The 22,307-nt window shown below is 51.6% G+C and carries 14 protein-coding genes; 11 read left to right on the top strand and 3 right to left on the bottom strand.

Annotated elements, in window-relative coordinates:
• Positions 1 to 122: 122 nt before the first annotated feature.
• Positions 123 to 1,670 carry a DEAD/DEAH box helicase gene (locus DFQ00_RS06855; protein WP_110895727.1) on the top strand — a complete coding sequence of 516 codons (1,548 nt, stop codon included), beginning with the start codon at positions 123 to 125 and terminating at the stop codon, positions 1,668 to 1,670.
• 259 nt (positions 1,671 to 1,929) lie between these two features.
• On the opposite strand, the gene DFQ00_RS29445 is transcribed toward DFQ00_RS06855, so the two are convergent.
• The 3 genes from DFQ00_RS29445 to DFQ00_RS29080 all read right to left on the bottom strand — a co-directional run bounded on the left by DFQ00_RS29445 (position 1,930) and on the right by DFQ00_RS29080 (position 4,177).
• Entirely contained in the window at positions 1,930 to 2,442 is a 513-nt protein-coding gene (locus DFQ00_RS29445; RefSeq protein ID WP_208643757.1) for a hypothetical protein, read from the bottom strand.
• A 656-nt stretch (positions 2,443 to 3,098) separates the two neighbouring features.
• Entirely contained in the window at positions 3,099 to 3,848 is a 750-nt protein-coding gene (locus DFQ00_RS06845) for a hypothetical protein (RefSeq protein WP_110895725.1), read from the bottom strand.
• Between the two features lie 179 nt (positions 3,849 to 4,027).
• A complete protein-coding gene (locus DFQ00_RS29080; RefSeq protein WP_167433622.1) occupies positions 4,028 to 4,177 on the bottom strand; it encodes a hypothetical protein in 150 nt (49 codons plus the stop codon).
• Positions 4,178 to 4,438: 261 nt separating this feature from the next.
• Here DFQ00_RS29080 and DFQ00_RS06840 point away from each other — a divergent pair, with 261 nt between their 5' ends.
• The 10 genes from DFQ00_RS06840 (at position 4,439) to DFQ00_RS06795 (ending at position 22,280) form a co-directional block, all read left to right on the top strand.
• On the top strand, positions 4,439 to 6,232 hold the full coding sequence (locus DFQ00_RS06840; protein ID WP_110895724.1) for a vWA domain-containing protein: 1,794 nt from the start codon (positions 4,439 to 4,441) through the stop codon (positions 6,230 to 6,232).
• A 341-nt stretch (positions 6,233 to 6,573) separates the two neighbouring features.
• Positions 6,574 to 9,963 (top strand): tubulin-like doman-containing protein, encoded by a 3,390-nt coding sequence (locus DFQ00_RS06835; protein ID WP_110895723.1) that lies wholly within the window; start codon positions 6,574 to 6,576, stop codon positions 9,961 to 9,963.
• Positions 9,964 to 9,976: 13 nt separating this feature from the next.
• Positions 9,977 to 12,541 carry a transcription initiation factor TFIID gene (locus tag DFQ00_RS06830; RefSeq protein WP_244213714.1) on the top strand — a complete coding sequence of 855 codons (2,565 nt, stop codon included), beginning with the start codon at positions 9,977 to 9,979 and terminating at the stop codon, positions 12,539 to 12,541.
• A gap of 55 nt (positions 12,542 to 12,596) precedes the next feature.
• Positions 12,597 to 13,880, top strand: a complete 1,284-nt coding sequence (locus tag DFQ00_RS06825; protein ID WP_110895722.1) for a vWA domain-containing protein — start codon at positions 12,597 to 12,599, stop codon at positions 13,878 to 13,880.
• A gap of 21 nt (positions 13,881 to 13,901) precedes the next feature.
• Positions 13,902 to 14,600 (top strand): beta-mannanase, encoded by a 699-nt coding sequence (locus DFQ00_RS06820; protein ID WP_110895721.1) that lies wholly within the window; start codon positions 13,902 to 13,904, stop codon positions 14,598 to 14,600.
• Between the two features lie 46 nt (positions 14,601 to 14,646).
• A complete protein-coding gene (locus DFQ00_RS06815; RefSeq protein WP_110895720.1) occupies positions 14,647 to 15,906 on the top strand; it encodes a TRAFAC clade GTPase domain-containing protein in 1,260 nt (419 codons plus the stop codon).
• Complete coding sequence (locus DFQ00_RS06810) at positions 15,906 to 19,181, top strand: GAP1-N2 domain-containing protein (protein WP_208643756.1); 3,276 nt, start codon at positions 15,906 to 15,908, stop codon at positions 19,179 to 19,181. The genes DFQ00_RS06815 and DFQ00_RS06810 overlap by 1 nt, the downstream gene beginning before the upstream one ends.
• 672 nt (positions 19,182 to 19,853) lie before the next feature.
• Positions 19,854 to 20,735, top strand: a complete 882-nt coding sequence (locus DFQ00_RS06805; protein WP_110895718.1) for an ABC transporter ATP-binding protein — start codon at positions 19,854 to 19,856, stop codon at positions 20,733 to 20,735.
• A 105-nt stretch (positions 20,736 to 20,840) separates the two neighbouring features.
• Positions 20,841 to 21,659, top strand: coding sequence for a ferric iron reductase (locus DFQ00_RS06800; protein WP_110895885.1), 819 nt, complete (start codon positions 20,841 to 20,843; stop codon positions 21,657 to 21,659).
• A gap of 141 nt (positions 21,660 to 21,800) precedes the next feature.
• Positions 21,801 to 22,280 (top strand): glutathione peroxidase, encoded by a 480-nt coding sequence (locus DFQ00_RS06795; RefSeq protein ID WP_110895717.1) that lies wholly within the window; start codon positions 21,801 to 21,803, stop codon positions 22,278 to 22,280.
• Positions 22,281 to 22,307: the final 27 nt, after the last annotated feature.

The following is a 22,307-nucleotide window of genomic DNA, read 5'->3' as shown; positions in this document are numbered from 1 at the left end:
ATTAGCCGCGGGAATAGATGAATTCAAATAAATACGGAGATGCCTTGTGCGCATCATGTCTCAGGTCACTGAGGTTATCTATGAAATGGACTTATCTAAATGAACATACAGAGGTGTAACGATTGACAAATTTTGAACAACTAGGCATTCGCCCCGAATGGTGCGAGGTATTGAAGCATCAGGGCATTGCCGTGCCGACTCCGGTACAGGAACGTTCGATTCCGGTACTGCTGGGTGGACGTGATATCATTGCCGAGGCACAGACGGGCACAGGGAAAACACTGGCTTTTTTGCTGCCGATCATTCAGAAAATTAACGTATCCGACCGCTCTCCGCAGGCGCTGATTATTGCTCCAACGCGTGAGCTGGCTCTGCAGATTACGGAAGAAGCGAAGAAGCTGACTGCGAACGATGACAAGATTCACGTGCTTGCCGTATATGGTGGACAGGATGTGGAGAAGCAGCTGCGCAAGCTGCAAAACGGAACTCAGATCGTTGTAGGAACACCGGGCCGTCTTCTGGATCACCTGCGCCGTGGTACGTTGAAGCTGGATAATGTTAAAAAACTGGTGCTGGACGAAGCGGATCAGATGCTTCACATGGGCTTTCTGGACGATGTGGAGACGATTCTTCGTGAATTGCCACACAAACGTCAGACGATGCTGTTCTCGGCAACGATGCCTAAGGGCATTCGCGTGCTGGCGAAAAACTATATGAAAGACCCGGAGGACGTGAAGGTTTCCTCCAAGTCAGTGATTCCGATCCATCAGATTCGCCAGCAGGTGCTGGAATGTACAGACCGCGGCAAGTTTGATGCACTTCGTGGCATGATTGACACGTATCGCCCGTATCTGGCGATTATTTTCTGCCGGACGAAACGCCGGGCTTCGAAGCTGAATGAGGATCTGCGTGCAGCAGGCTATGACAGCGATGAGCTTCATGGTGACTTGTCGCAGGCGAAGCGAGAAAATGTCATGAAGGCGTTCCGTGATGCGAAGCTTCAGGTGCTTGTAGCAACGGATGTAGCAGCGCGGGGACTAGACGTGGAGGGGGTTACCCACGTATTTAACTATGACATGCCGCATGACGCGGAAAGTTATATTCACCGAATCGGCCGTACGGGCCGTGCAGGAGGAACAGGTCTTGCGGTGACCTTTGCCACTCAGCATGACAGACCTGAGCTTGCTCGTATAGAGGAGGGCACGAATCAGAAGCTGAACCGCATCCAGTGGACAAGTGAGGGTCCAGTTGCTTCTACGGGAGCTACGCGCCGCTCCATTCATAGCGAGGGCGATGAGGAGCGCGGTGGTCGCTCAGCCGGGACAGGCAGTGCTCGTCGCGGCTCAGGCCGGAACGACCGCCGAGACGGTGGCGGTCGTGGTTCCCGCGGCGGCGCAGGAGGCCGCAGCGGTGGGCGCAGTGGCGGCCGTAGCGGCGATGAGCGCAGCACGAGCCGCGGTTCGGCGCGCAGCAGCGACAGCAGTCGCGGCACGGGCCAAGGTGGCCGCGGTGGTGCAAGCCGCGGCGAAGAGCGTAGCAGCGGCGGCTGGGCTGGCCGCAGCGCAGACAAGCGCACCGCAGGGCGTGGCGGCGCTGGCTCTGGCCGCCCGGACTCCGCGGGACGCGGTCCGGGCAGGGGCGACCGCCGCGATTCTCGTCGCGGGCGGTAACTTCTTGGGCGCAAGCAGCGGCAGTAGCCGCCCATTGCGCCAGCAAGCTTAGCCATGCCGCCGCATCAGCGGATGCCGCATGGCACATACCGAGAGTGTTCGTGTACGATAGTTACCGAACGCTCGAATCAAGGGTCGCAGGCAAAGCCGTCGCGACCCTTTTTTACATAAACACATACGTACTTATCTACACAAGTAAATATCGCTCCGATTCACTTTTCATCCCACAGCTACTGCGCAACATGGGTTACATTACTCATCAAGAATCCACGGCCCCGCACATCCAGCAGCATAATTCATGTCCCCCACACCGAACACTGCATATCCAGCAACATGATCCACGGCCCCGCACCGAACACCGCACATCCAGCAGCATAATCCATGTCCCCCCACCGAACACCGCACATCCAGTAACATGATCCACGGCCCCGCACCGAAGACCGCACATCCAGCAGCATGATCCACGGCCCCGCACCGAAGACCGCACATCCAGCAGCATAATCCATGTCCCCCACACCGAACACCGCACATCCAGTAACATGATCCATGGCCCCCACACCGAACACCGCACATCCAGCAGCATAATCCATGTCCCCGCACCGAACACCGCATATCCAGCAGCATAATCCATGTCCCCCACACCGAACACCGCACATCCAGCAGCATAATCCATCGCCTTGCACCGAACACCGCACATCCAGCAGCATAATCCATCGCCTTGCACCGAACACCGCACATCCGACACCATGAATTCATCGCGCCATCGGCGCACACACCTACATATCATCATGGAGCTACAGCTTTATTCCCATCCCGAGCGCTAACGATCACCACAAACCTTATTTAGGCTTTTTTAAGGGTTAAGGAATTTTAACGATCCTGAGAGACGTTATTTGACGGATATTTCGTAAATGAAGCGGATATTGAGTGTGTTTTTGAGAAATAAGGCTCCTGAGGATCGTTAGAAATTTCGGAGCGCTGATTTGATGTAAGTAAGGTTTTCTGTGATCGTTAGAATTGGCGCAGTGGCGCAGTGTGAAACGAAATGACAAAACACCTCATCCTAGACCTAAGGACGGGGTGTTTTCTGCTTAAAACTTATATGATTAAGGATGGCATGATATCTTGCTGTTGTCTGGCAAGGATGCAGGGGAGCACAACGTACAGTTCGTCTATATTTAGGGAGCCAATTGGCATTGTTTCACGTATCAAGCTGTAGCATCATAGGCGGTCACACTCACATCTCCGAACCCGAACCCGAGATTATCCCGGTCTCTGCGTCCACAGGTGTGTAAGTGAACATCCATATTCCCATTCACATGAACCTGAACCTGCATCCGCACTTGGGATATGCCAATGCGCAGTTCTTTCTGTTGGGCCTTTGAGGCAACGATAAACTTTAACTGCTAGCTGCTATCTGTTGTATCGTTACCCATGAGCATCTGCATAGTGATCCCGGTACTTCTCGTTATACACTCGGCCTACGGACTCGGCGAGACCTCCACGCGCTTTGGCTGGATAACGCTCGATGGTATGATAGAGCCGCATGAACCGATCTTTAGGCATAAAGCGGGCATAGCGGGTAATCAGGCTGGGAAATAACTCGATATATTTGCTTTTGCGCACGGCAGCGGCGGCAACGGCCGTCAAGATCTGAATACCGTTATGTAGCTGTAAAATATGAACCTCATACGTCGCGATATAACGAATCACGTCTTCACGAATCAGCTCCGGCTTCAGCCGTGCAACTTCACCGATATATTCGGCAAGCAGTCGCTCGAAGCTTTGGAGCAGGAGTGTCCTGAGCTGTAGATCCATGTCGCTGCGCAGAACAAAGGATTGCAGCAGCGCCACCTGCTGTAGCCGAATCCGGTCATTGTTGACCAGCGAGCCAATCTCGCGCAGCATCTCGTAGGCGAGCACCTCGTCCGCTTTGCGGGCTTCGGCAACTAGTGCCCAGTTGCGGTTGATGCCCTGCCGTACGCCCTCTTCGTCCAGCTGCAGCATACGTTTCATCTCACGCAGCTTCTCGATCGGGAAGGCACGTTGCTGCATGAAAATCAGGCCACCGAGCAGCAATAGCGTCACCGTAGCAGCGAGCATGGACTGGTCCAGCGTTTCACCGAAATAAGTGGCAACAGCGCCAAGCAGCATAACCAGCAAAACATCACGCACCATGCGTCGTTTTACCCGGGAAGTTGCCTTCTCTCGCAAAGTAACAAGCGTTCTGCGCCCGCAGGAGGTGCAGTGATCTTCCCAAAGGCAAGTATACTGTCCGCAGCGCTTGCATACGTGCAACTTTTCGAAGGCATATGTCGTTCGGTTAAAGGGTCGTATGGATACTACTTTTTTTGTGCTCATGCTCCATCACGCCCGCCATTCAGGATGTTGTACAGGGTTCGGTCCGTATCTTCACGGGAAACCGGCTTTCGGCGATGCAGCTGGAATGAGATCCCCTTGATAACGACAAAAAGAAACAATATGGCGAGGCATACGTATGTAACCATAATCCGTCCCTTTCCAAGGCTTGAGAATCAAGCGCTTTATGTTGCAGTTTGGCGGCAATAACTATATCATATTTCCATAGTTGGTAAAATCGTTCCAGCAAAAGACCTAGATTCGTCGATTTTTGTCAAACATTACAAAATTGTAACTCAGAATAGGGGTGCTTTTCAGATTTTATTAGCAGACTGTTAAGATTTCTTTAAGGCTTGACGCCTATAATAAACTATTCCCATTTTAATCTCAAACGTGAAGGAGTACATCTCATGCTGCGCACACGCAAAATACGCTGGCTTAGCGGAACCCTGGTTCTGCTGGTATTACTAACCCTGCTGCTGCCTTCATCCCTGCTTCCCCAAGCGGAAGCAGCTCAGACGCAGACAAACGGAATTGACGCGGTGCTCGTTGCCGATGTCAGCAACTCAATGAATACAAGTGATCGCGACAAGATCAGCAACGAAGCGATGAAAATGTTTATAGATATGCTGCCAGCCGTTGGCGATAAAGTAGGGATCGTTGCTTACACCGATCAGGTGGAGCGGGAGAAGGCGATGCTGGAGATTCAATCGGATGCCGACAAAAGCAATCTGAAGGACTTCATCGACCAGCTCGGCCGGGGGCCATACACCGATATTTCGGTAGGGGTTGCGGAGGCCATGAACATTTTGAACCATGGCGCTGATCCGTCTCACTCGCCGATGATTGTGTTGCTGGCGGATGGCAACAACGATTTTAACAAAAGTAAAGGACGCACACAGGCCCAGTCCGATGCCGATCTGGCCAAAGCCGTCAAGGATGCACAAGCGAAAGGCATTCCAGTTTATACCATCGGGCTAAACGCGGACGGCAAGCTGAACAAAAACGCACTTGCTGACCTTGCTAAGCAAACGGGCGGAAAGTCATTTATTACCGATACACCAGATGATCTGCCGCAAATTTTAAGTGAAATCTTTGCCGATCACGCCAAGCTGAATGTTGTGAAGCTGCCTTCTGTAACCGGAAACGGCAGTTATCAGGAAGTTACCGTGAACGTACCGAACGACAGCGTGCTGGAAGCGAATATTTCCATCATGTCCTCGAAGCCGGTACAGGTGCAGTTAACGGACCCTTCCGGCAAGAGCATCAATCTGAATTCCAAAGAAGCCAAGCTGTCCACGTCCAAAAGCTATTCCCTTGTGAAGCTGCTGAAACCTCAGGAGGGCGACTGGAAGCTTCGGGTAAAAGGGGCTCCGAAAGACAGCATTGATATCAACCTGCTGTTTAACTACGATCTTCAGCTCGTTGCGGACCCGATTAAGACCAAGTCCTATACGAAAGGGGACAAGATTGATCTGGCTGCAAAGCTCGAAAATGGCGGTCAGCCGCTACAGGATAAAGACCTGTATGCGGATATGAAAGCCACACTTGTTGTCCAGGACAAGGACACAGGCAAGACCGAGCAGCAGCCGCTCAAGAACACCGGCTCAGGCTTCACTGGCACCTTTGAAGTGCCGGACAATCACAACTATGAATTGATTATTCGTGCGGAGGAGGACAGCTTCTACCGCGAAAGCGCACCGATCCTCGTTAACGCAGGGGGAGCAGGCGGAGGTCAGGCACAACCGACAACGCCAGCGGCTGCCAATGACAAGCCGTTCCCTTGGATGCCTGTTATTCTCGGCGTCATTGCGTTGATCGTGGTGGCGGTAGGAGGCTGGTTCCTGATGGGCTGGCTGAAACGCAAAAACCGCGGCTTTGTCGGTCAGATCATCGTCGAGATTCGGGATGAGAACACGGGGGACAAGTCCTATCCTCAATATAAAAAGCTGGCATCCTTCCGGGGCAAGTTCCACCTGCATCAATTGCTGCAGCTTGATCCTGAACTGAAGGAAACCGAGAAATATATTTTCACACCAGGCAATGGGGACAGATTAATTATTCGTAATACCGCAGGAGGTACGCTGGAGAAATCCGGTCGTGCGGTGGATGCAAGCTCAGGGGTTGAACTGAAGAACGGTGATCGACTGAGCATCCCGCTGCAACAGGCGGATAAAACGATTTTGATCGAGTATTTGGTGTAAATTGATTGTTCGGTATATTGGTTTAAATAAGTTATTTGGTGTAAATAAATTATTTGGTTTAAATGGATGATTTGCTTTAAAGGAATACCAGTATAAGTTGGGCTAATTGTTCACACGTGAACGTCGAGAGGACAGAGAAAACCTGAAGAAGCGGAGCGTTCTCCTGAAAGCTTTCTGAAAGAAAGCTGCTACGGAAGCATACGCTATTCCTTGGATTTTTTCCTTCAGAAAAGGGGATTAAAAAATCTGGGGATAACAGCGATCGGAAGGTTACTCTGTCATCGGAGTGGCAAGTGTAATGAGTTTGTAGCCCAACTGGTTTAAATAAGGGAGGATATGGAATGAAACCGATTGTTAGAGAACATATTCAACAGCTGGATGTATCACTGGGCGGAGGTATTGTCAGTGAGAAAATCAGAGTGGATACGATTGATAACCCGATTCTGATTATCGGTTTGGGGGGAACGGGCATTGACGCGCTGCTGCGTCTGAAATACCAGATTAATCGCCGTTTCAAGCTGCCACAGGACCCGGTGTCCAAGAAAAAGATGGAGAAGCCGGATAACGTTGAATTTCTGGCGTTTGAGACGAACGAACAGGATCGCGCGAAGAAATATAGAGGCATCGGCCTTGATCCGATCAATGAATTTGTATTGCTGTCCAATGCCGAGATTGGCGGGCTTTTGCAGAATCGCAGTGTGCTGGAGCCTTATATTACGGACTGGCTGTCCCCTGAACTGAGCATTACGGATGGCATGAACGGTGCCGCAGGAGTACGTCAGGCAGGACGTCTGCTGCTGTTCACGAAGATCAATCAAGTGGTGCAGGCAATTGACAAAAAAATCAAGACCTTATCTGTTGGCACGAACAAAAAACTGATGGTATTCCTGCTTACTGGTCTATCCGGTGGTACAGGCAGTGGCTGCTTCCTCGATATTTCCTATATCGTGCGCGGTATCATTGAGCGGGATCATGGCTCCGCCGGCATTGACCGCGTTAATACACTCGGTTATCTGTTTACACCAGACGTGAACCTGTCCAACAAAAGCCTGAGCGAGCACACACGCGAGTACATTCGCAAGAACGGATATGCGGCGCTCAAGGAGCTGGATTACTGGATGAACGTGGACAGCCGCAGTGAGCGGTTTACACAGAAGTACGGCAATATTTTAACCGTAAACTCACCGCTGCCGCCATTTAACCTGTGTCACCTGATCTCGGCAACGAATACAGAGGGCAAGCTGCTGGAGAATGCCTACGACTACTGCATGAACGTTACCGCCGAGAATATTACCAACTTTATCTCCAGCGAAGAGAAGCAGTCTGGCGAGGAATTTGCGATTCATGACTATATCAGCAACATTCGCACGAACATCGCGCAGATGAACAAGGTGTACCCGGCCAACTATGATTACAACATTATCGGTGCATCCTCCGCCGTGCTGCCGATTGAAGAGATGACAACGTATCTGGCCTACCGGATGTTCGACAAAATGAGCACCATGTTCTCCAAAGCGCCGAATCAGGAGGATACGGAGAAGTTTGCCCGCAAGCTCGGTATTGATCTTGAAAGTGTGGTCAAAGCCTTCGAATCCCGCGTACCTGAGCCGCTGCCGGGTTACCAGAACAGTGAACGTCTGTCCTATGGCAACGTGGTGAAATCCCAGGTTGTGAACATGGATACAGAGCTGGAGCAGAACTTTCTGGCTCGTGCCCGTGAGGAATATATCAAGGCGAAGAAACAGCTGCCTGGCGAGATTGCGGGTCAGTTTACAGAGCAGATTCGACGTATGTTTTTGCATCCTGAACAGGGGCCGTTCTATGTCTCTCGTTTGATTTATACCGAAAAAGGATTCTGTGTACTGAAGATGATTCAGTCATATATTGAAGCGCTGCGCGAGAATGCCTTCCGCATTCCACGCGATATTGAAGCGGCTCAGGAGCAATCCGAAGAGAAGCTCGGCGATGCGAAGAGTGCTTTTGTCTCCAAAGAGAAGAAAAAGAATGCTTATATCGAAGCGAAAATTCATGAATACTGGCTGCATGCCGATGTGGAACGCAACGATCAGATGATTGAATTCTATGAAGACCTGTATGAACTGCTGAATCAGGAGAACAGCCGCATTTATAACGTATTTACCGAGACGCTGAATGCACTCAGCTCTATCTTTGCCAAGAACGGTGATCTGTTAACACGCGGCGAAGAGCAGACAGATCATAAAGGCAACAAGACATATTACTGGAACGTGGTAAGTGTGCCGGATATCGTGAATTTGGTTGACGGGCTGCTGGATAAGCGGGATACGGATGATCTGATTCGCGACTTCTCGCGTGAGCTGCTGGAGAATTCTAGCCAGTGGGTGAAGGAAAACGAGATTGATATCGTCAGCTCGATCTCTGATTTCCTGAGTGAGAAGTTTGGTGACCTCATTACTCGCTCGATGGAGGACTTCCTGGTGATCAAATACGGGAAAGATGAATCTGTCGAAAAATTTGTGGAGCGCTTCATCGCAGGCAAGCTGGATGATGAGGCTGTGCCGGTGTTTAATCTGAGCAACAGCACGGGCAGTCTGCACTTCCCTTCGTGGGGATTCGTATCTGTGCCGGCACAGGCACCGGGCATACTGAAAGGTATCCGCAACTACCAGAATAACGCAGTGGGTAAATCCCACTTTACTGTAAAGGAAAGCGAAGTGCGAAACCGGATTTTCTGGCTGAACACCCGCAACGGGGTGCCGCTCTTTGTATATACACCGCTCAAGGTTTATGAGGAGAGCTATGAACGTACCATTTTGGACAAAGAGGGTATTGGGCGCCATCTGGTGCAGACGGAGAAAAACAACTGGACGTATCTGCCGTCTCCGATCCCGGAAAAATCCTGGGGAGATGTGTACGAGAATGCTCGCGTGAAGCAGTATAACGCAAGGGTTCGCAGTGAATTTGAGCAGGCGCTCGGATATCACATCGTCATCGCCAAATCCGTGGATGAAAATACGAGCAACCGGTATGCAATTGTAACGACAGAGCCGTTTGACCTGTCTGCCAAGCTGGCCGCCTACGACATGCGTCTCACATCCACCACGCCGAACCTTGGTGAAGTGAAACGGGCCGTCATTGAACTGAAACGCCTGCAATCCGAAGGCTTGCCGCGTGTGAATATGAAGGATATTTTCGGAAGCATTAATGAGGATATGGCCAAAGAAAACCTGGTACGCTCTCCGCAGCTCATCTTGCGGGTACGTGAGGAGCTGGCGAAGATGAACGCGATCACTGCCAAAGTGGCCGAGCTTGAAGGCATTCTGGCTCAATACCAGGACGAAGAGCAGTGGTATGACCGCTTCATCGAAGCCTTGTATACAGATACGATTGTTAAAAAGGGTGCGCTCTACGTCTATGACCGTGATGCGGAGGAGGACGCATGGGAGCCGTTTGCTAACCTGATGAAAAGCCGCAACTATGCGGAATATGAAGTGTTTGGCAGCTTCCGTGCGTTGTCCGAGAAGGATCGCAGCACGCTGCAGCGCAAAGCCTCCCGCCGGGATAACGAGCTGACTGCTTCCGAGGATATTACACCGCTCCTGAGCAAGCTGGATGATCTGGCTGCGCTGTATATGGAATCACGTGATCGTCTGGAGTATGAGCGGGTAGAACTCGCGAACGGAGAAGACATCTACCAGTTCTACAGAACGATGTCGTCGAAGCTGAATGATATTCGCAGAAGGCTGAAATAAGGTGGCTGATCGTATGAATGATCAATCCAATACGGGAGCAGTGAATCACAGGTCTTCCGCGTATAAGATAGATGCTGGCACTCACATAGTGACGAGCTTGAAGAGAGAGCTTCAGCAGTATGCGGTCCGATATGCCGCTGAGCAGGAACGCCAGGGCAGTCTGGGGGATGGACGAAGCAGCATCCATTACCCCGCCCTGTTCCTGTTTATCGGTGATCTGGTCGCACCTGCGGTGTCTGCCGTGAGGCAGATTAACCGCTTGAAGTGGGATAACGAGGATGGCGTAGTTTATGTGCACATCGGCACAGAGCAGGGAAAAGGCGAAGGGGAGCAGTCTCGCCAAGCGGGGCGAGCACCGTCATTTCAGGATATGCAGGATTCATATGAAGAAATAGCGGGTGGACGTTCTACTGCAACGGATGATCATCAGGTGACATATCATCACCTGCCGCTTTCGTCCTATCAGGCACAGCGACCTTCCAAGACGCTGCGCAAGGACGTACACCGCAGCTTTCATGAGTCAGCGGAGGCACTCTTTGGACTGAATCGCACGATGCGGCGGGTAAGCAATCGTATTGCTGAATACGGACGTCTGTATTCATCCTTCGACCGGATCTATGTGACGGTCATCACCCGGGCAGATGATCCGCTGAATGTACTGCTGCCGGAGATCACCAAGCTGACCGAAACGATTCTGGCGCAGTCCTTCAAATCGGTGCTGACCGATCTGCACGTGCTGGTTAGCGAGATGGAGCAGGTGGATTCCTTCGGATATGCGAGCGCAGCAGGACTTGCCTTCCTGCGTGAGCTGGATTACATGCAGTCGCTGGATTATACGTTCAGCGGCAGCCTGCTGGTGACGGAGGACGGGATTTCGATTCCGGTTACACATCCAGCGGCGCCTCTGTATGATCTTGTGTATGTGCTGTCTGACAAAAACGAACGCGGCACAGGTGTTCCCGGCGGCTGGACCGAAAATGCCGAGATCATCTGCCGCATCTGTCTGCTGAAGAATCGCAAGCAGGATGAGGGGCATGAAGCTCGGGCAGCGATCGGCAGCACAGGTGCCAATACCTATAATAATACATCGTTTAAAAATAATATTCGCACCACCTCCGATCAGCACGGATATGCGAGCGCAGGCTTTGCCGAGATTAGACGGCCGAACAAACCGATTGCACTCACCGTGTTATATCATCTGTACCGCTATCTGCTCGTCCGAATGCAGCAGGAGCCGGACTGGAGCATGAAGGAGAAGCTGGCCTTTTTCGGGCTGGATGCGGCTTCAGTAGAACGGAAAGTGGAAGGTCTGCTGCCAGGGGATGATCTGGTTAGCGGCATGAGCGGGATTATGACGCATAATCGCAGCTTTGCAGAGCTCAAGCCGCTCTCCTTGCGGGAAGCGGAGCGAGCGCTGTTCGGAGAGGGAGCGGAGGCCTATTTCCGTGATAACGTCATTCGTCCGGTGCAGGAACGGGTTCGCGAGCGTAGCACCGGCGGGTCGCTGCGTCGTCAGGCTGAGCAGTCTCATATGGAGCGCCCTGAAGCGGGTTATTTTCAATGGGCTGCATGGAGCAGCGGTGAGCCAGGCAGTGTGCGCGAGGCGTTATTGGCTTTGATTCGGGACAAGTCAATGCAGCTCGAATCGGCACGTGTGCTACTGGAGCAGCGGCAGCAGGAGCGGGTAGAGGATCAACCGATCAAGCGAGCGCTCTTCCGTGATAAACAGAGCGTACGCAATCTGATTGATTGTCTATTGGAACGTGTATACGTACCTAAGGTGGACTTGCTACAGCTGGAGCATGAGCTGCAGCTGCTTCGCAGCTACGATTCGGAGATGGAGGAGCTGCATCGCTTCAGCCGCGAGGTTACGGTTTCGCTTGAAGCGTTGGAGCGTACACTTCGCTTCGCAGCGGAAGAGAGTATTGCTGCGGCCGATGAATATATTGGCCAGAATGTAATGGAGTATTACGGTAAAGTGACGGAAGAACTGATTGCCGACCTGGAGTCCAGACGGGGACAGGATGTGTGGTTTGAGGAAAGATACATGGGAGATATGAACCAGCTTGCCGCCATCGGCAGTGACCGCCTGCTGCAGCGTCTTATGCACGTTTGCCGTGCACTGCTGCTCTCTGCGGAGCCGCTGCGGCTGCCATTTGAGGAGGAGCTGCTGCAGCGAGCCAATGTGACGATTACGTACCGGGATCGGGACGTACTGACCCGGGATGATCTGTTCCGCAGATTGTACCGCACATTGGAGGAGCAGGCTGTGGTTCGCATCAGAGTGTTCGATTATACGCAGGAGCACCGGTATGAAGAGAAATATTTCTTTGGCGATCATCACAGTGCATTCATGGATTACGCGGCACATGCCGAGGAAACCTCACGAATCTACAAGCTGGGTGTTGTATATGAGGAGCGCAGCAGCGGTGTAGAGAAGCTGAATCTGATGGGCGGGTTCCACCTTGAGGATCTGATGGTCTACCGCAACGGCAAGGTGTATTACGACTCGTATACCGAAAATGGCTATGAGCTTCACCCTGCTGAGCTTCTGGAGAAATTGTCTCCGCTTCGATAAGAGTTAACCAAGTTAACCTGCTTCTGGCAGGTTCCAAGAAAGGATGCATGCAGACATGCAGCGAAAAATCAATCTTCTCCTGGTCCTGTTCAGCCTCATCGGCGGAGCAGTAGGTTTTGCGGCAGGAGAAATTATGCTGCGTCAGTGGCTCGGTGAGATGCCGCGCCTGCTGCTGATGGGATTATATTTTGGCGTAGTGGCGCTTAGTGTGGGACTGTTCTGCCTGCTGGCAGAGATGATCTCGCCGCGTCTGAACGGCGCTTCGTGGAAGCTCAGGTATCTGGGCTTGTCCTGGAAGCTGCTTGTACCTGCAACGCTCGCGCTGCTGCTGGTTGCCGGACTGGGCCTGCAGCTGCTGTATCAGATCAATCCGGGCGGGGCGAAGCAGGTCAAGGATATTATTCTGATGATCGACAACTCTGGCAGCATGACCGACACAGACCCGAATAACGGACGGTTTGCAGCGGCGAAGAGTTTAATCAATCAGATGGAAAGCGACAAACAGGTAGCGGTCATTACGTTCCATGATCAGCCACAATTGCTGCAGCCATTTATTGCAATTGATAGCGAAGCCGCCAAAAATGAAGTGAACAGCAAGATCGACAGTATTGTAACTACATCGGGCGGAACCAATTTTGACACGGTGCTCACAGAAGGCATGGAATTGATCAAGGGGAAACAGGACCCGAAACGGGGAACGGTCGTTATTCTGTTATCTGACGGATTCAGTGATGCTGATTTATCCCATATTTTGCCGCAGTATGTGCAGGAGCAGGTTGCCATTCATACCGTTGGGTTAAGTCTCGTAGATCCTTCGGGTACGGACCTGCTCAAAAGCATCGCGCAGCAGACAGGTGGCATGTATTACGATGTGCCGGATGCAGGCGGCCTGAATGTCGCATTCCAGCAGATCTACGATACGATTGATGAGCGTACGCTGGTGACCGAACGTACCGGTGCAATGGAACACAGCGTATATCTGGCGATCTTCCGTGTTGCCGCCCTACTGTTGATCGGTGTGGCTCTAGGTGTGTCGTTAGGGCTTGTGTTTGATAACCGTCATCTTGCACTCAGCTTTGGTGTGGGCGGTGCGGTATCGGGACTGCTAGCCGGACTTTTGCTGGAGTGGGGGCTGGACGGCTCCAACGTGGGGGACGCCTTTGTACGTTTGGGGGCAATGCTGATTCTGTCAGGGGTGCTTACCCTGTTCTCCTGGATTGTTCCGATTAGAGAGAATACACCACGCAAAAGCCGGGGACGCCGGGATGCCGGAAGCGGCACATCTGCTGTAGAAGGGTTCGGTCAGCGTGCAAGAGACACACGCAGCAAAGGATTTTAACATCGGGGAGGTCATTGGAACATGCGGTTTATGAATGCAGATGCTGATCCTTCCGCTCCCCGGATTCGAAAGCTGACGCTTGCGGTGGACGAAGGACGCTGCACGCTTCGCTGGCTCTGGCCGGAACAACTTGAGGCGGTATATATAGAACGGGTGGAGCTCAACCGTATCAACGATGAACGAGAGAGCGAAGATCCCATCAGTGAAGGGTCTCATAGCGGCGATCACGCATTATCCACACACACACAAGGCAAGCTGAAGCTGTATACGAGAGAGGAATATAAGGCCAACAACGGGTATACGGATCGAATCACCGGCTTTGGCGCAATTCAGTATACCGTGTATGCGTGCCTGATGCAGGAGCACGGACCTGTGCTGATTCGTCAGCAGGATGAGGAGAATCAAGGGATTGCAAGTGCAGGCAAGGCGGATATCCGCTTTGCCATTCGTTATAAGAGCGGTTTTTTTCAGAAACGCAAGACAGTATTCATTACCGTAACAGCCGAAGTACCTGTGCCGAAGGAAGCGCTCTGTTATGTTCGCAAGCAGGGAGGGGTCCCGCTGAGCAGAGAGGATGGTACGGTATATCCGTTTGTAAGTGATTTTGCGCCAGGGAGAAACGAGATGCCTTCCGTTGAAGTTGCCAAGGACGACTATGTAAGGTTATTCTTCACGGACGGCCCTAAATACGGAGCTGCCTATAGGCTGATATCCGATTGAATGGACTTGACGATCGTATTACACAGATATGGGGAGGGGAGTGGCTATGAGTTTTTTTAGCCGGTTTTTGAAGAGACAGCAGCCGGAGGAGCGCCCGTTGTTCTACGACATCGTATGTCCTTACTGCTTCAGCAAGTTCTCACCCGAAGAGGTGGTGTTCCGTGCGGCACATCATCGGGATGATGACGAGGACTACGCCCTTGGGGAAGATGCCAAGCTTAACCGATACCGGGAGCGTTTTGGGCTGGATACGGTGTTTGATATGGAAGCTGTACTGTCGCCTTTTGACGTGCCTGAGGAGCATCGGATCTATTCGGATAACATCGTGATGGGACTTAACGATCGTTACGGTGTGTTAACACGCCGCCGGTTGTGCCCGCATTGTCATAATGAGCTGCCTGTAACGGCAGGCAAGGCCCCTAGCAACATCATTTCCATTATCGGTGCATCACAGGTCGGCAAATCGGTGTATATGACATCATTAATTCATACGCTCCAGCACTATACAGCAGATCATTTTGATGCTGCGTGTATGCCGCTGAATGCCGAGATCAGCCGCCGTTTCCGCGCCGATTACGAAGAGCCGCTGTTTGAGCGGGGCGACCTGCTGGATTCCACACAGAAGGAGAAGCTGCAGGAGCCGTTTATTTTCCAGTTTGTGTTCAAGGACGAGGATAAAGCGCCGCTGACGCTGGTTTTTTTTGACGTGGCGGGAGAAGGTATGGTAGAGCAGGATTATCTGGGCCTGCATGGACAGCATATCAAAAACTCGGCAGGCATTCTGTTTATGGTGGACCCGCTTCAGATTCGGTCCATTCGGGACAAAATTCGTATTAATCTCGGCAACGAGCCGGGAGAATGGACGCCCAAATATGATGAGCCCCGCGATGTGGTGCTGACCCTTTTCGGTGACTTTATCGCTTATCAGGACAAGGCCAAAACAAACATTCCAACCGCTGTTGTGCTCACCAAAAGTGACATGCTGCATTCCCTCAAGGATGAGGAAGGGGATTACATCAAATCGAACAGCAATGTGTTCCGCAACATGGTGCACCGCGAGTGGTTTGACCTGACCGAGTTCGAAAATATTGACGGGGAGATTCGCCGTTTTATCGAGAAGGTGGACCGCCCATTCAAGGGCACGATGGATGTGTATTTCAAGGACACCGCTTATTTCGCCGTATCTGCACTCGGTAGCAATCCGGTGGATATGAAAATTCAGGGTGTGGTCAGCCCGATCCGCGTGGACGAGCCTTTTCTATGGCTCCTATACAAGCTGAAATACATTGAGGGGAGAGTGGGATGATGCGTTCTTCCATGACTCCGCCCATTGAACAACAGATGTACACAAGAGAGCGGCGCGGGGTGTTCCGTACAACAGAGGGGTTCGATACAGTAGCGGCTTCGCCGGGACTGGACCCTGCGTTTATCAAAAAAGTGCTTCATCCCTACTGCGTCTATGATGCTCCTGCGGAGCTGACAGGTCGGGGGGAGAAGGACGAGAGCAAGTTTCCGGCTTCCATGCACCTGCTTCATCTGGAGAGCGGCGAGACGATTCTGGGGCAAAATGTGTACCAGGCTACGGATTTTACCGGGCTGCGCAGCGCCTTCTTCGCTCATAACTATGTTTTATCTCCCGCAAGCATGGAGGAACAGATGAAGCGTGTGGATTGGCTGGATACCCTGTTTGCCACCTCATATGATATCGAGCAGGGAACAGAGCTGCCAGCGCTAAGCAAGCTGCCTGTAACAGCAGAAGATGCGATGCCGACGGGGGGTAGCGAAGGGAAATTCGGGCTGAGCGCAACACCAAACCAGATTCTTGGCGCCTTGAAGATTGATGAGACGTTGTTCAAGCGCATGCTTTACGCGGTGATGCAGTCTGTCGCTGCACGCCGCAAGGTATACATCGCGCTTGATGTAGCCGCAGAGGAAGTGACGGCAGGGGCCAAGGCGCTGCTTCGTCTGCTGTATAGAGCTTTGCCCTATGCGTTCCGCAGGCAGCTGGGCTTTATGACCTTTGCCAAGGAGCCGCAGGCCAAGAAGGGCATTCATGTTCAGTTTGTGGAGCGTGGTACACTGCGGCCCAAGGATCGGAACACAGAGAAGGATTTCACCTTTGATCTCGTCTCTGGACGTGTCACGCATGCGGACGCTTCAGTCGCGAAGCTGCCATATGCCGAATTCGCTTGGTTTCTAGTGCAGGATCAGGCAAGGGCGGCCGCATATTATGAATTCGCTGATGAGATGCTCGCAGGCATGGAGCCCGGACGAGATCTGTCCATTGAAGCTTACGGGGAGCTGTCGGTATTCTACAGTCTGGAACAAGGTGTGGAAGATCTGTACTTGAATAACAAAAGTGAGGTTCTAAGCGGCTTGCTCACGTATCTGAAGCCGGAAGGTGCGCAGCAGCAGCGCGCACGTCTGAACGAGCTGTTTCTGACCTTGCTCAGCCGGGAGCTGGACAGTGTACGGCGGGAAAATGTCCCCGAGGAAGCGGTTGCTTCCCGCTTTGGGGAGTATTTCCGGGTTGCTGCACCGGTGGTGAAGACCCGGATTGTAGATTATTTTATCTACGCGGCAAACAATGCACGTGCGCAGAAACGGATGCGTGCGGTACAGGAGCTGTATGCGATTCTGGATCGTGATGTACAGCTGCACCGAGCCTTCTTTGGAAAGGTTCTGAACAATGCTTCTTTAACCAAGCTGCTGTTCGAACCGTATCTGGATCATCAGCTCAAGCAAACGGAGACCGCCGCTGGCATCATTGAGCTGGTTCAGCGTTGGGTTACAGCGCATCCGTCCCTATTGCAATCGGCCTTGTTGCTTGAGCGTTCCTGTGCAGAGCTGCGAGAAAGACTCTGCTCCGCGCCGGATCCGGTTGAATCTGCGAATAAAGCCCTTCAGCGGGTCAGTGTACTGGACCGCATTACCGGGAAGGGTGCGCTGGAGCCGGAGATTACAGGATATATCGGGCAATCGGAGGTGACGTCCGGTACAGGACAGCAAGCTGCTCATTCTTCGGACAGGTCAATGGAAGTCTCTTCTGGAAGACAACAGGCCGTATATCAGGAGGCGTTAACCAAGCTGGCGGACAAGCTGGCTTATGTAATTAACCTCTATATGATTCAGGACCTAGATCTGGAACGCGTGAATCGGGACCAGTTGCTTCAGATTGATATTCTGCAGCATGGAGATGAGGTGCGAGATTGGGCTGCACGTCAAGGTGCTGACGTGTCGGCAAGAACCAATATGATGCTGGTCGCCAGAGCCTGGCTCAGCGGGGATGACAATGCCGAAGAAGCCATCGAATCCCTCTCTCTCGCCGAGCGTGATGAGCTTCAACGCTGGACACGTCGCTGGCTCGCGGCAGAGCTTCAAAGCCATGCGGGACCAGCAGCGTATGAGGCATTGGCGCTGGCGTTCTACCGCGGGGGGAGCGGCAGCAATCGGCTGGATTATTCAGGTCTGATTCAATTTGTACGTAGTCATACAGGTCAAGCCGAAGTGCTGTATGCTTTCTTCGAATGGTCAGGTTCGCAGCGGATGTTTGTCCGGGCTTCCAATGCACATAAAGGGTATGCAGATGCAATCATCAATTACTTCAAATCCCATGACCGGGAAGCGTTCCGTTCCAAGTCAGCGTTCAGGCCGTATTATGCCAAGGCAGGAAAAGCCATGAAGCCAATCTATGATCGGGCAAAAGCAGAGCTTTCCTCTCCGCTCATGCGCATGCTGACTGGACGGAAGAAAAAGCGCTGGCTAGGACTGCTTCTGCTCATCCTGATTGTAGGCATTGCAGGTGGAACGTATGCCTTGATGAGCAACAAGGCTGAGCCTCAGGCGCAGCCCCCTGCTGAGCAGGAACCTGTGGTGCCGGCTCATCCTGAGGAGCAGCTACCAGATTATATAGCGTACATTGTTCCTTCCAATAAACAGGAGGGCAAGGCATCACAGGCTGAATTAGTCATTCGTTTTCGCAGCGAGACAGGTGGGATTCCTTTTGAAAAAGGCAAATTGCAGCTGCTTATGGATGATCAAAGCATGAAGGAGCTTGATGTTACGGAGCAGTGGCGAAGCTTGAACACGGAGGGCAAGTCGAATACAACGACTGCTCCTGCTTCTTCCCCGGACAGCTCAGCAGGCAACAGCAGTGAATCCAAGTCAGGCACGAGAGAAGGTGCTGCGGGTGCAGCAGATGCCAGTAGCGGTTCAGGTACTGATGATTCGGTGACAGGTGAAACCGATGGAGCGCAGCAGTCAAGCGATGCTTCAAAGCAACAGACCGAATCCTCTGCATCTGGTAAAACGGGGACGGATCAGGGGAAGGGCGAAGGAAGCGCTGATGCAGAAGCAGGCAAGCAGGGGAAATCCGGTGATCAGGTTCCATCTGGGGGCAAGAATGCTGCAGGCAACAGAGGCAGCTCCAAGCCACTGACTGCGGCAGAAGCAGATCGGTTGTATCGTTATGGCATGCAGCTGGCACTGCCGAAAAATATACTGCCGGAGCATGTCGTGAGCATTCAACAGGGAGCAGAGGGCTCGGAGATCGTTATCGACCTGATGCAGGAGCCGAGCTGAACTCGGACATAGAGGTGATCCTGAAACGTTGGTTTCAGGGTCATCTTTTTTATGGAAACCAAGCGTGCGGGAAATCCATCAGCATGATCCAGCTCGTTCACAATATAGACATAAAATGACGGATTCAAATGAGTGAAAGCTGTACGAAGGGAAAAAACCACGGAATCATTGAGAAATACTCTCATATAATAAGTGGCATGTCACCTTGCCGAACACCATATTCGGACAGAAAAAGCCTTGTTTTATCAAAAGATTGAGTATTTTCTGTTGACAAGTGATAATGATTATCAGTATCTTTAGTATAGTTAATTTATCGTTTTCGTGTATAAGTTGAACTTTTATTTACACTCGAACGGAGAGGACAGAAAAAACCTGAAAAAGCGAAGCGGTCGCCTGAAAGCTTTCTGCAAGAAAGCTACATCGGAAGCATACGCTTATCACCGCATTTTCCCCTTTTGGAAAAAGGATCGAAAAAAACTTGGGGATAACAGCGATTGGAAGGTTGTTCTGTCATCGGAGTGGATTGTGTAAATCTTTTTTCAATTTATATAGAGATGGAAATGATTGAAGCGTCGGAAAATGCAGCATATCACATCAATATATATTGACTATTTCGTTGTCGTGACTATAGCCGGAATACATAACCGGGATTAATGAGAGAGGGATGATCGCATGTTTCGTCTGGAGACGTCCAAGCTGGATATCGCTTATGAGGAAAGACTGATCGTTGAGAATCTGAACATCCAGATTCCCCAAGGTAAAATTACCGCACTTGTTGGAGCCAATGGCTCGGGGAAATCAACCATTCTGAAGACGATGGCACGTATTATGTCTCCGAAGGCAGGCAGCGTGTTACTCGATGGCAAGTCCATTCATAAGCAATCCACACGTGAGGTTGCCAAGCAGCTTGCGATTCTGCCTCAGAATCCTACAGCACCAGAAGGTCTGACCGTTACCGAGCTTGTTTCTTATGGTCGTTTCCCTTATCAAAAAGGATTCGGTTCCATGCGTGCGGAGGACAAACGCATGATTGAATGGGCGATCGAAGTGACGGGCATGACTGAATTCCATGATCGTCCGATTGATCAGCTGTCGGGTGGACAGCGTCAGCGTGCATGGATCGCTATGGCTCTTGCACAGGAAACAGATATTCTGTTCCTGGACGAGCCGACGACGTTCCTCGACATGGCCCACCAACTGGAAGTATTGCAATTGCTGGAGCATCTGAATGCAACCGCTAATCGTACTATTGTCATGGTTGTCCATGATTTGAACCATGCATCCCGCTATGCACAGCATATGATTGGCATCAAGAAAGGTGCAGCTGTTGCACAAGGCTCTCCTGTTGAAGTGATGACTTCGGATGTACTGCGTGAAGTGTTTAATATTGAAGCAGACATCGTTATGGACCCGCGTTCGAATGTACCACTCTGCTTGCCATATGCGCTTGCTGGTGAACGTCAGAAACCTGTAACTCCTGAAAAGGTGATCAACAGTGCTATGGTGCATGCAGGTCGTGCAGAGCAGCATCGTGTTCAGGCAACAGGCAGTTAATGAATTGAATGGACCTTGTTTGTGTGTCCTCTACTATAAGAATGAAGCCGCTGTGCGTTGTTTGCACGCGGCTCGTTCGCATTCACGGGAGGTTTCAGAGCCATTATGGGCGATATCAACTACATCTGGCTAGAGCAATATGCACGCTTTACGATGAGTGATGCTCAAGATGTCGTTTACGAGGCTCCACTTGCGTCGTTGCGGGAATCGGAGCAGGCGAGACACATGCTGACAGCCTATAACGAGTATTTACGTGCGGACAGCTTGCAGACCGCAGCAGTGTACTTCATGCATTGCGTTCGCGGATTGCTGTTGGGCATTCATTATATGAACGCGATGTGTGATAAGGTATTAGACCTTTCTCTGGACAATATCCGGCTGTATCTGGTGGTGAAGGACGGATACCCCGGATTTCTTTTTCAACTCATGGATCGTACCGAGCAAGCTCATCCTGCACCTCCGAATGAGAGTGCACATGATTCCAGGGAAGCAGCTTCTGCGGCCAGGCAGGCTATGCTCACCGCGTATTATGGAGAGCAGCTCAGACCTTTAATAGAAGGAGTGGCACTGGCTGGCGGGGCAAATACCGGGCAGATGTGGGCGCAGCTTGCATCCATTCTAAGATGGTTCAAAATGCAGGCTATCCAGATGGACATTACGGATCATGAGCGTGAAGCCATTGTTCAGGGATATGAGCATGTAATTACGATGCCGCCAGACATTCTGGGGATACGCAAGAACCTGCTGAAATTCAAGCCGGTCGAGATGGATAGCCCGTATCAGCCTGGGGAAAAGACACTAATGAAATCAACCTGTTGTCTGCATTACAAGGTGTATGGCGGTCAGGATTATTGCTACACCTGTCCCAAGCTCAGCAAAGCGGAGCGGCAGACACGGTACGAGGCGATTCTGGCTTCCCGGTAAATTTGATGTATACATCGGAACAGGGCTATAATGAAAGACAGGTGCGGGCTGTATCTTTACAGGCTTATTGACCCTAGGGTTGGTTATAGTTCAGCGCTTTTCAAGGTACAAAATCCAATCATGTCATAGGAGGAATCAGCAATGTCCGTATATTCATACAAAGCAGTAACCACCGCGAATCAGGAAGTTTCGCTGGATATGTATCAAGGCAAGGTGCTCGTGATTGCGAACACAGCCAGTAAATGTGGCTTGACCCCACAATACGGTGATTTGCAGAAGCTCTATGACCGTTATCGCGATCAAGGTCTGGTGGTGCTTGGTTTCCCTTGCAACCAGTTTGGTGGACAGGAGCCGGGTACAAGCGAGGAAGCGGAATCCTTTTGCCAGATCAATTATGGAGTGAATTTCCCGGTCTTTGCCAAAGTAGACGTGAATGGAGAAGCTGCCCATCCGTTGTTTCAATATTTGAAGGAGCAGCAGCCTGGTGCGGGTGAAACGAGTGATATCCAATGGAATTTCACCAAGTTCCTTGTGAACCGCGAGGGTGAAGTTGTTGGTCGCATCGAACCTAAGGAATCGCCAGAGTCCATGAGTGCTGCTATTGAGCAGCTGCTGGCATAATACCAACGCTGTAACGTGTGACATGTG

This window comes from Paenibacillus barcinonensis, from assembly GCF_003217495.1.
Lineage (GTDB): Bacteria > Bacillota > Bacilli > Paenibacillales > Paenibacillaceae > Paenibacillus > Paenibacillus barcinonensis.
Note: the sequence above shows the minus strand (reverse complement) of the source record. Positions and strands in the feature narration are given on the sequence as shown.

Coding starts and splice junctions, on each gene's coding strand:
- DFQ00_RS06800 (WP_110895885.1), top strand. CDS start 20,841: ATGGGCGATATCAACTACATCTGGCTAGAGCAATATGCACGCTTTACG.
- DFQ00_RS29080 (WP_167433622.1), bottom strand. CDS start 4,177: ATGGTTACATACGTATGCCTCGCCATATTGTTTCTTTTTGTCGTTATC.
- DFQ00_RS06805 (WP_110895718.1), top strand. CDS start 19,854: ATGTTTCGTCTGGAGACGTCCAAGCTGGATATCGCTTATGAGGAAAGA.
- DFQ00_RS06825 (WP_110895722.1), top strand. CDS start 12,597: ATGCAGCGAAAAATCAATCTTCTCCTGGTCCTGTTCAGCCTCATCGGC.
- DFQ00_RS06835 (WP_110895723.1), top strand. CDS start 6,574: ATGAAACCGATTGTTAGAGAACATATTCAACAGCTGGATGTATCACTG.
- DFQ00_RS06840 (WP_110895724.1), top strand. CDS start 4,439: ATGCTGCGCACACGCAAAATACGCTGGCTTAGCGGAACCCTGGTTCTG.
- DFQ00_RS06815 (WP_110895720.1), top strand. CDS start 14,647: ATGAGTTTTTTTAGCCGGTTTTTGAAGAGACAGCAGCCGGAGGAGCGC.
- DFQ00_RS06820 (WP_110895721.1), top strand. CDS start 13,902: ATGCGGTTTATGAATGCAGATGCTGATCCTTCCGCTCCCCGGATTCGA.
- DFQ00_RS06845 (WP_110895725.1), bottom strand. CDS start 3,848: ATGGTGCGTGATGTTTTGCTGGTTATGCTGCTTGGCGCTGTTGCCACT.
- DFQ00_RS06795 (WP_110895717.1), top strand. CDS start 21,801: ATGTCCGTATATTCATACAAAGCAGTAACCACCGCGAATCAGGAAGTT.
- DFQ00_RS06830 (WP_244213714.1), top strand. CDS start 9,977: ATGAATGATCAATCCAATACGGGAGCAGTGAATCACAGGTCTTCCGCG.
- DFQ00_RS06810 (WP_208643756.1), top strand. CDS start 15,906: ATGCGTTCTTCCATGACTCCGCCCATTGAACAACAGATGTACACAAGA.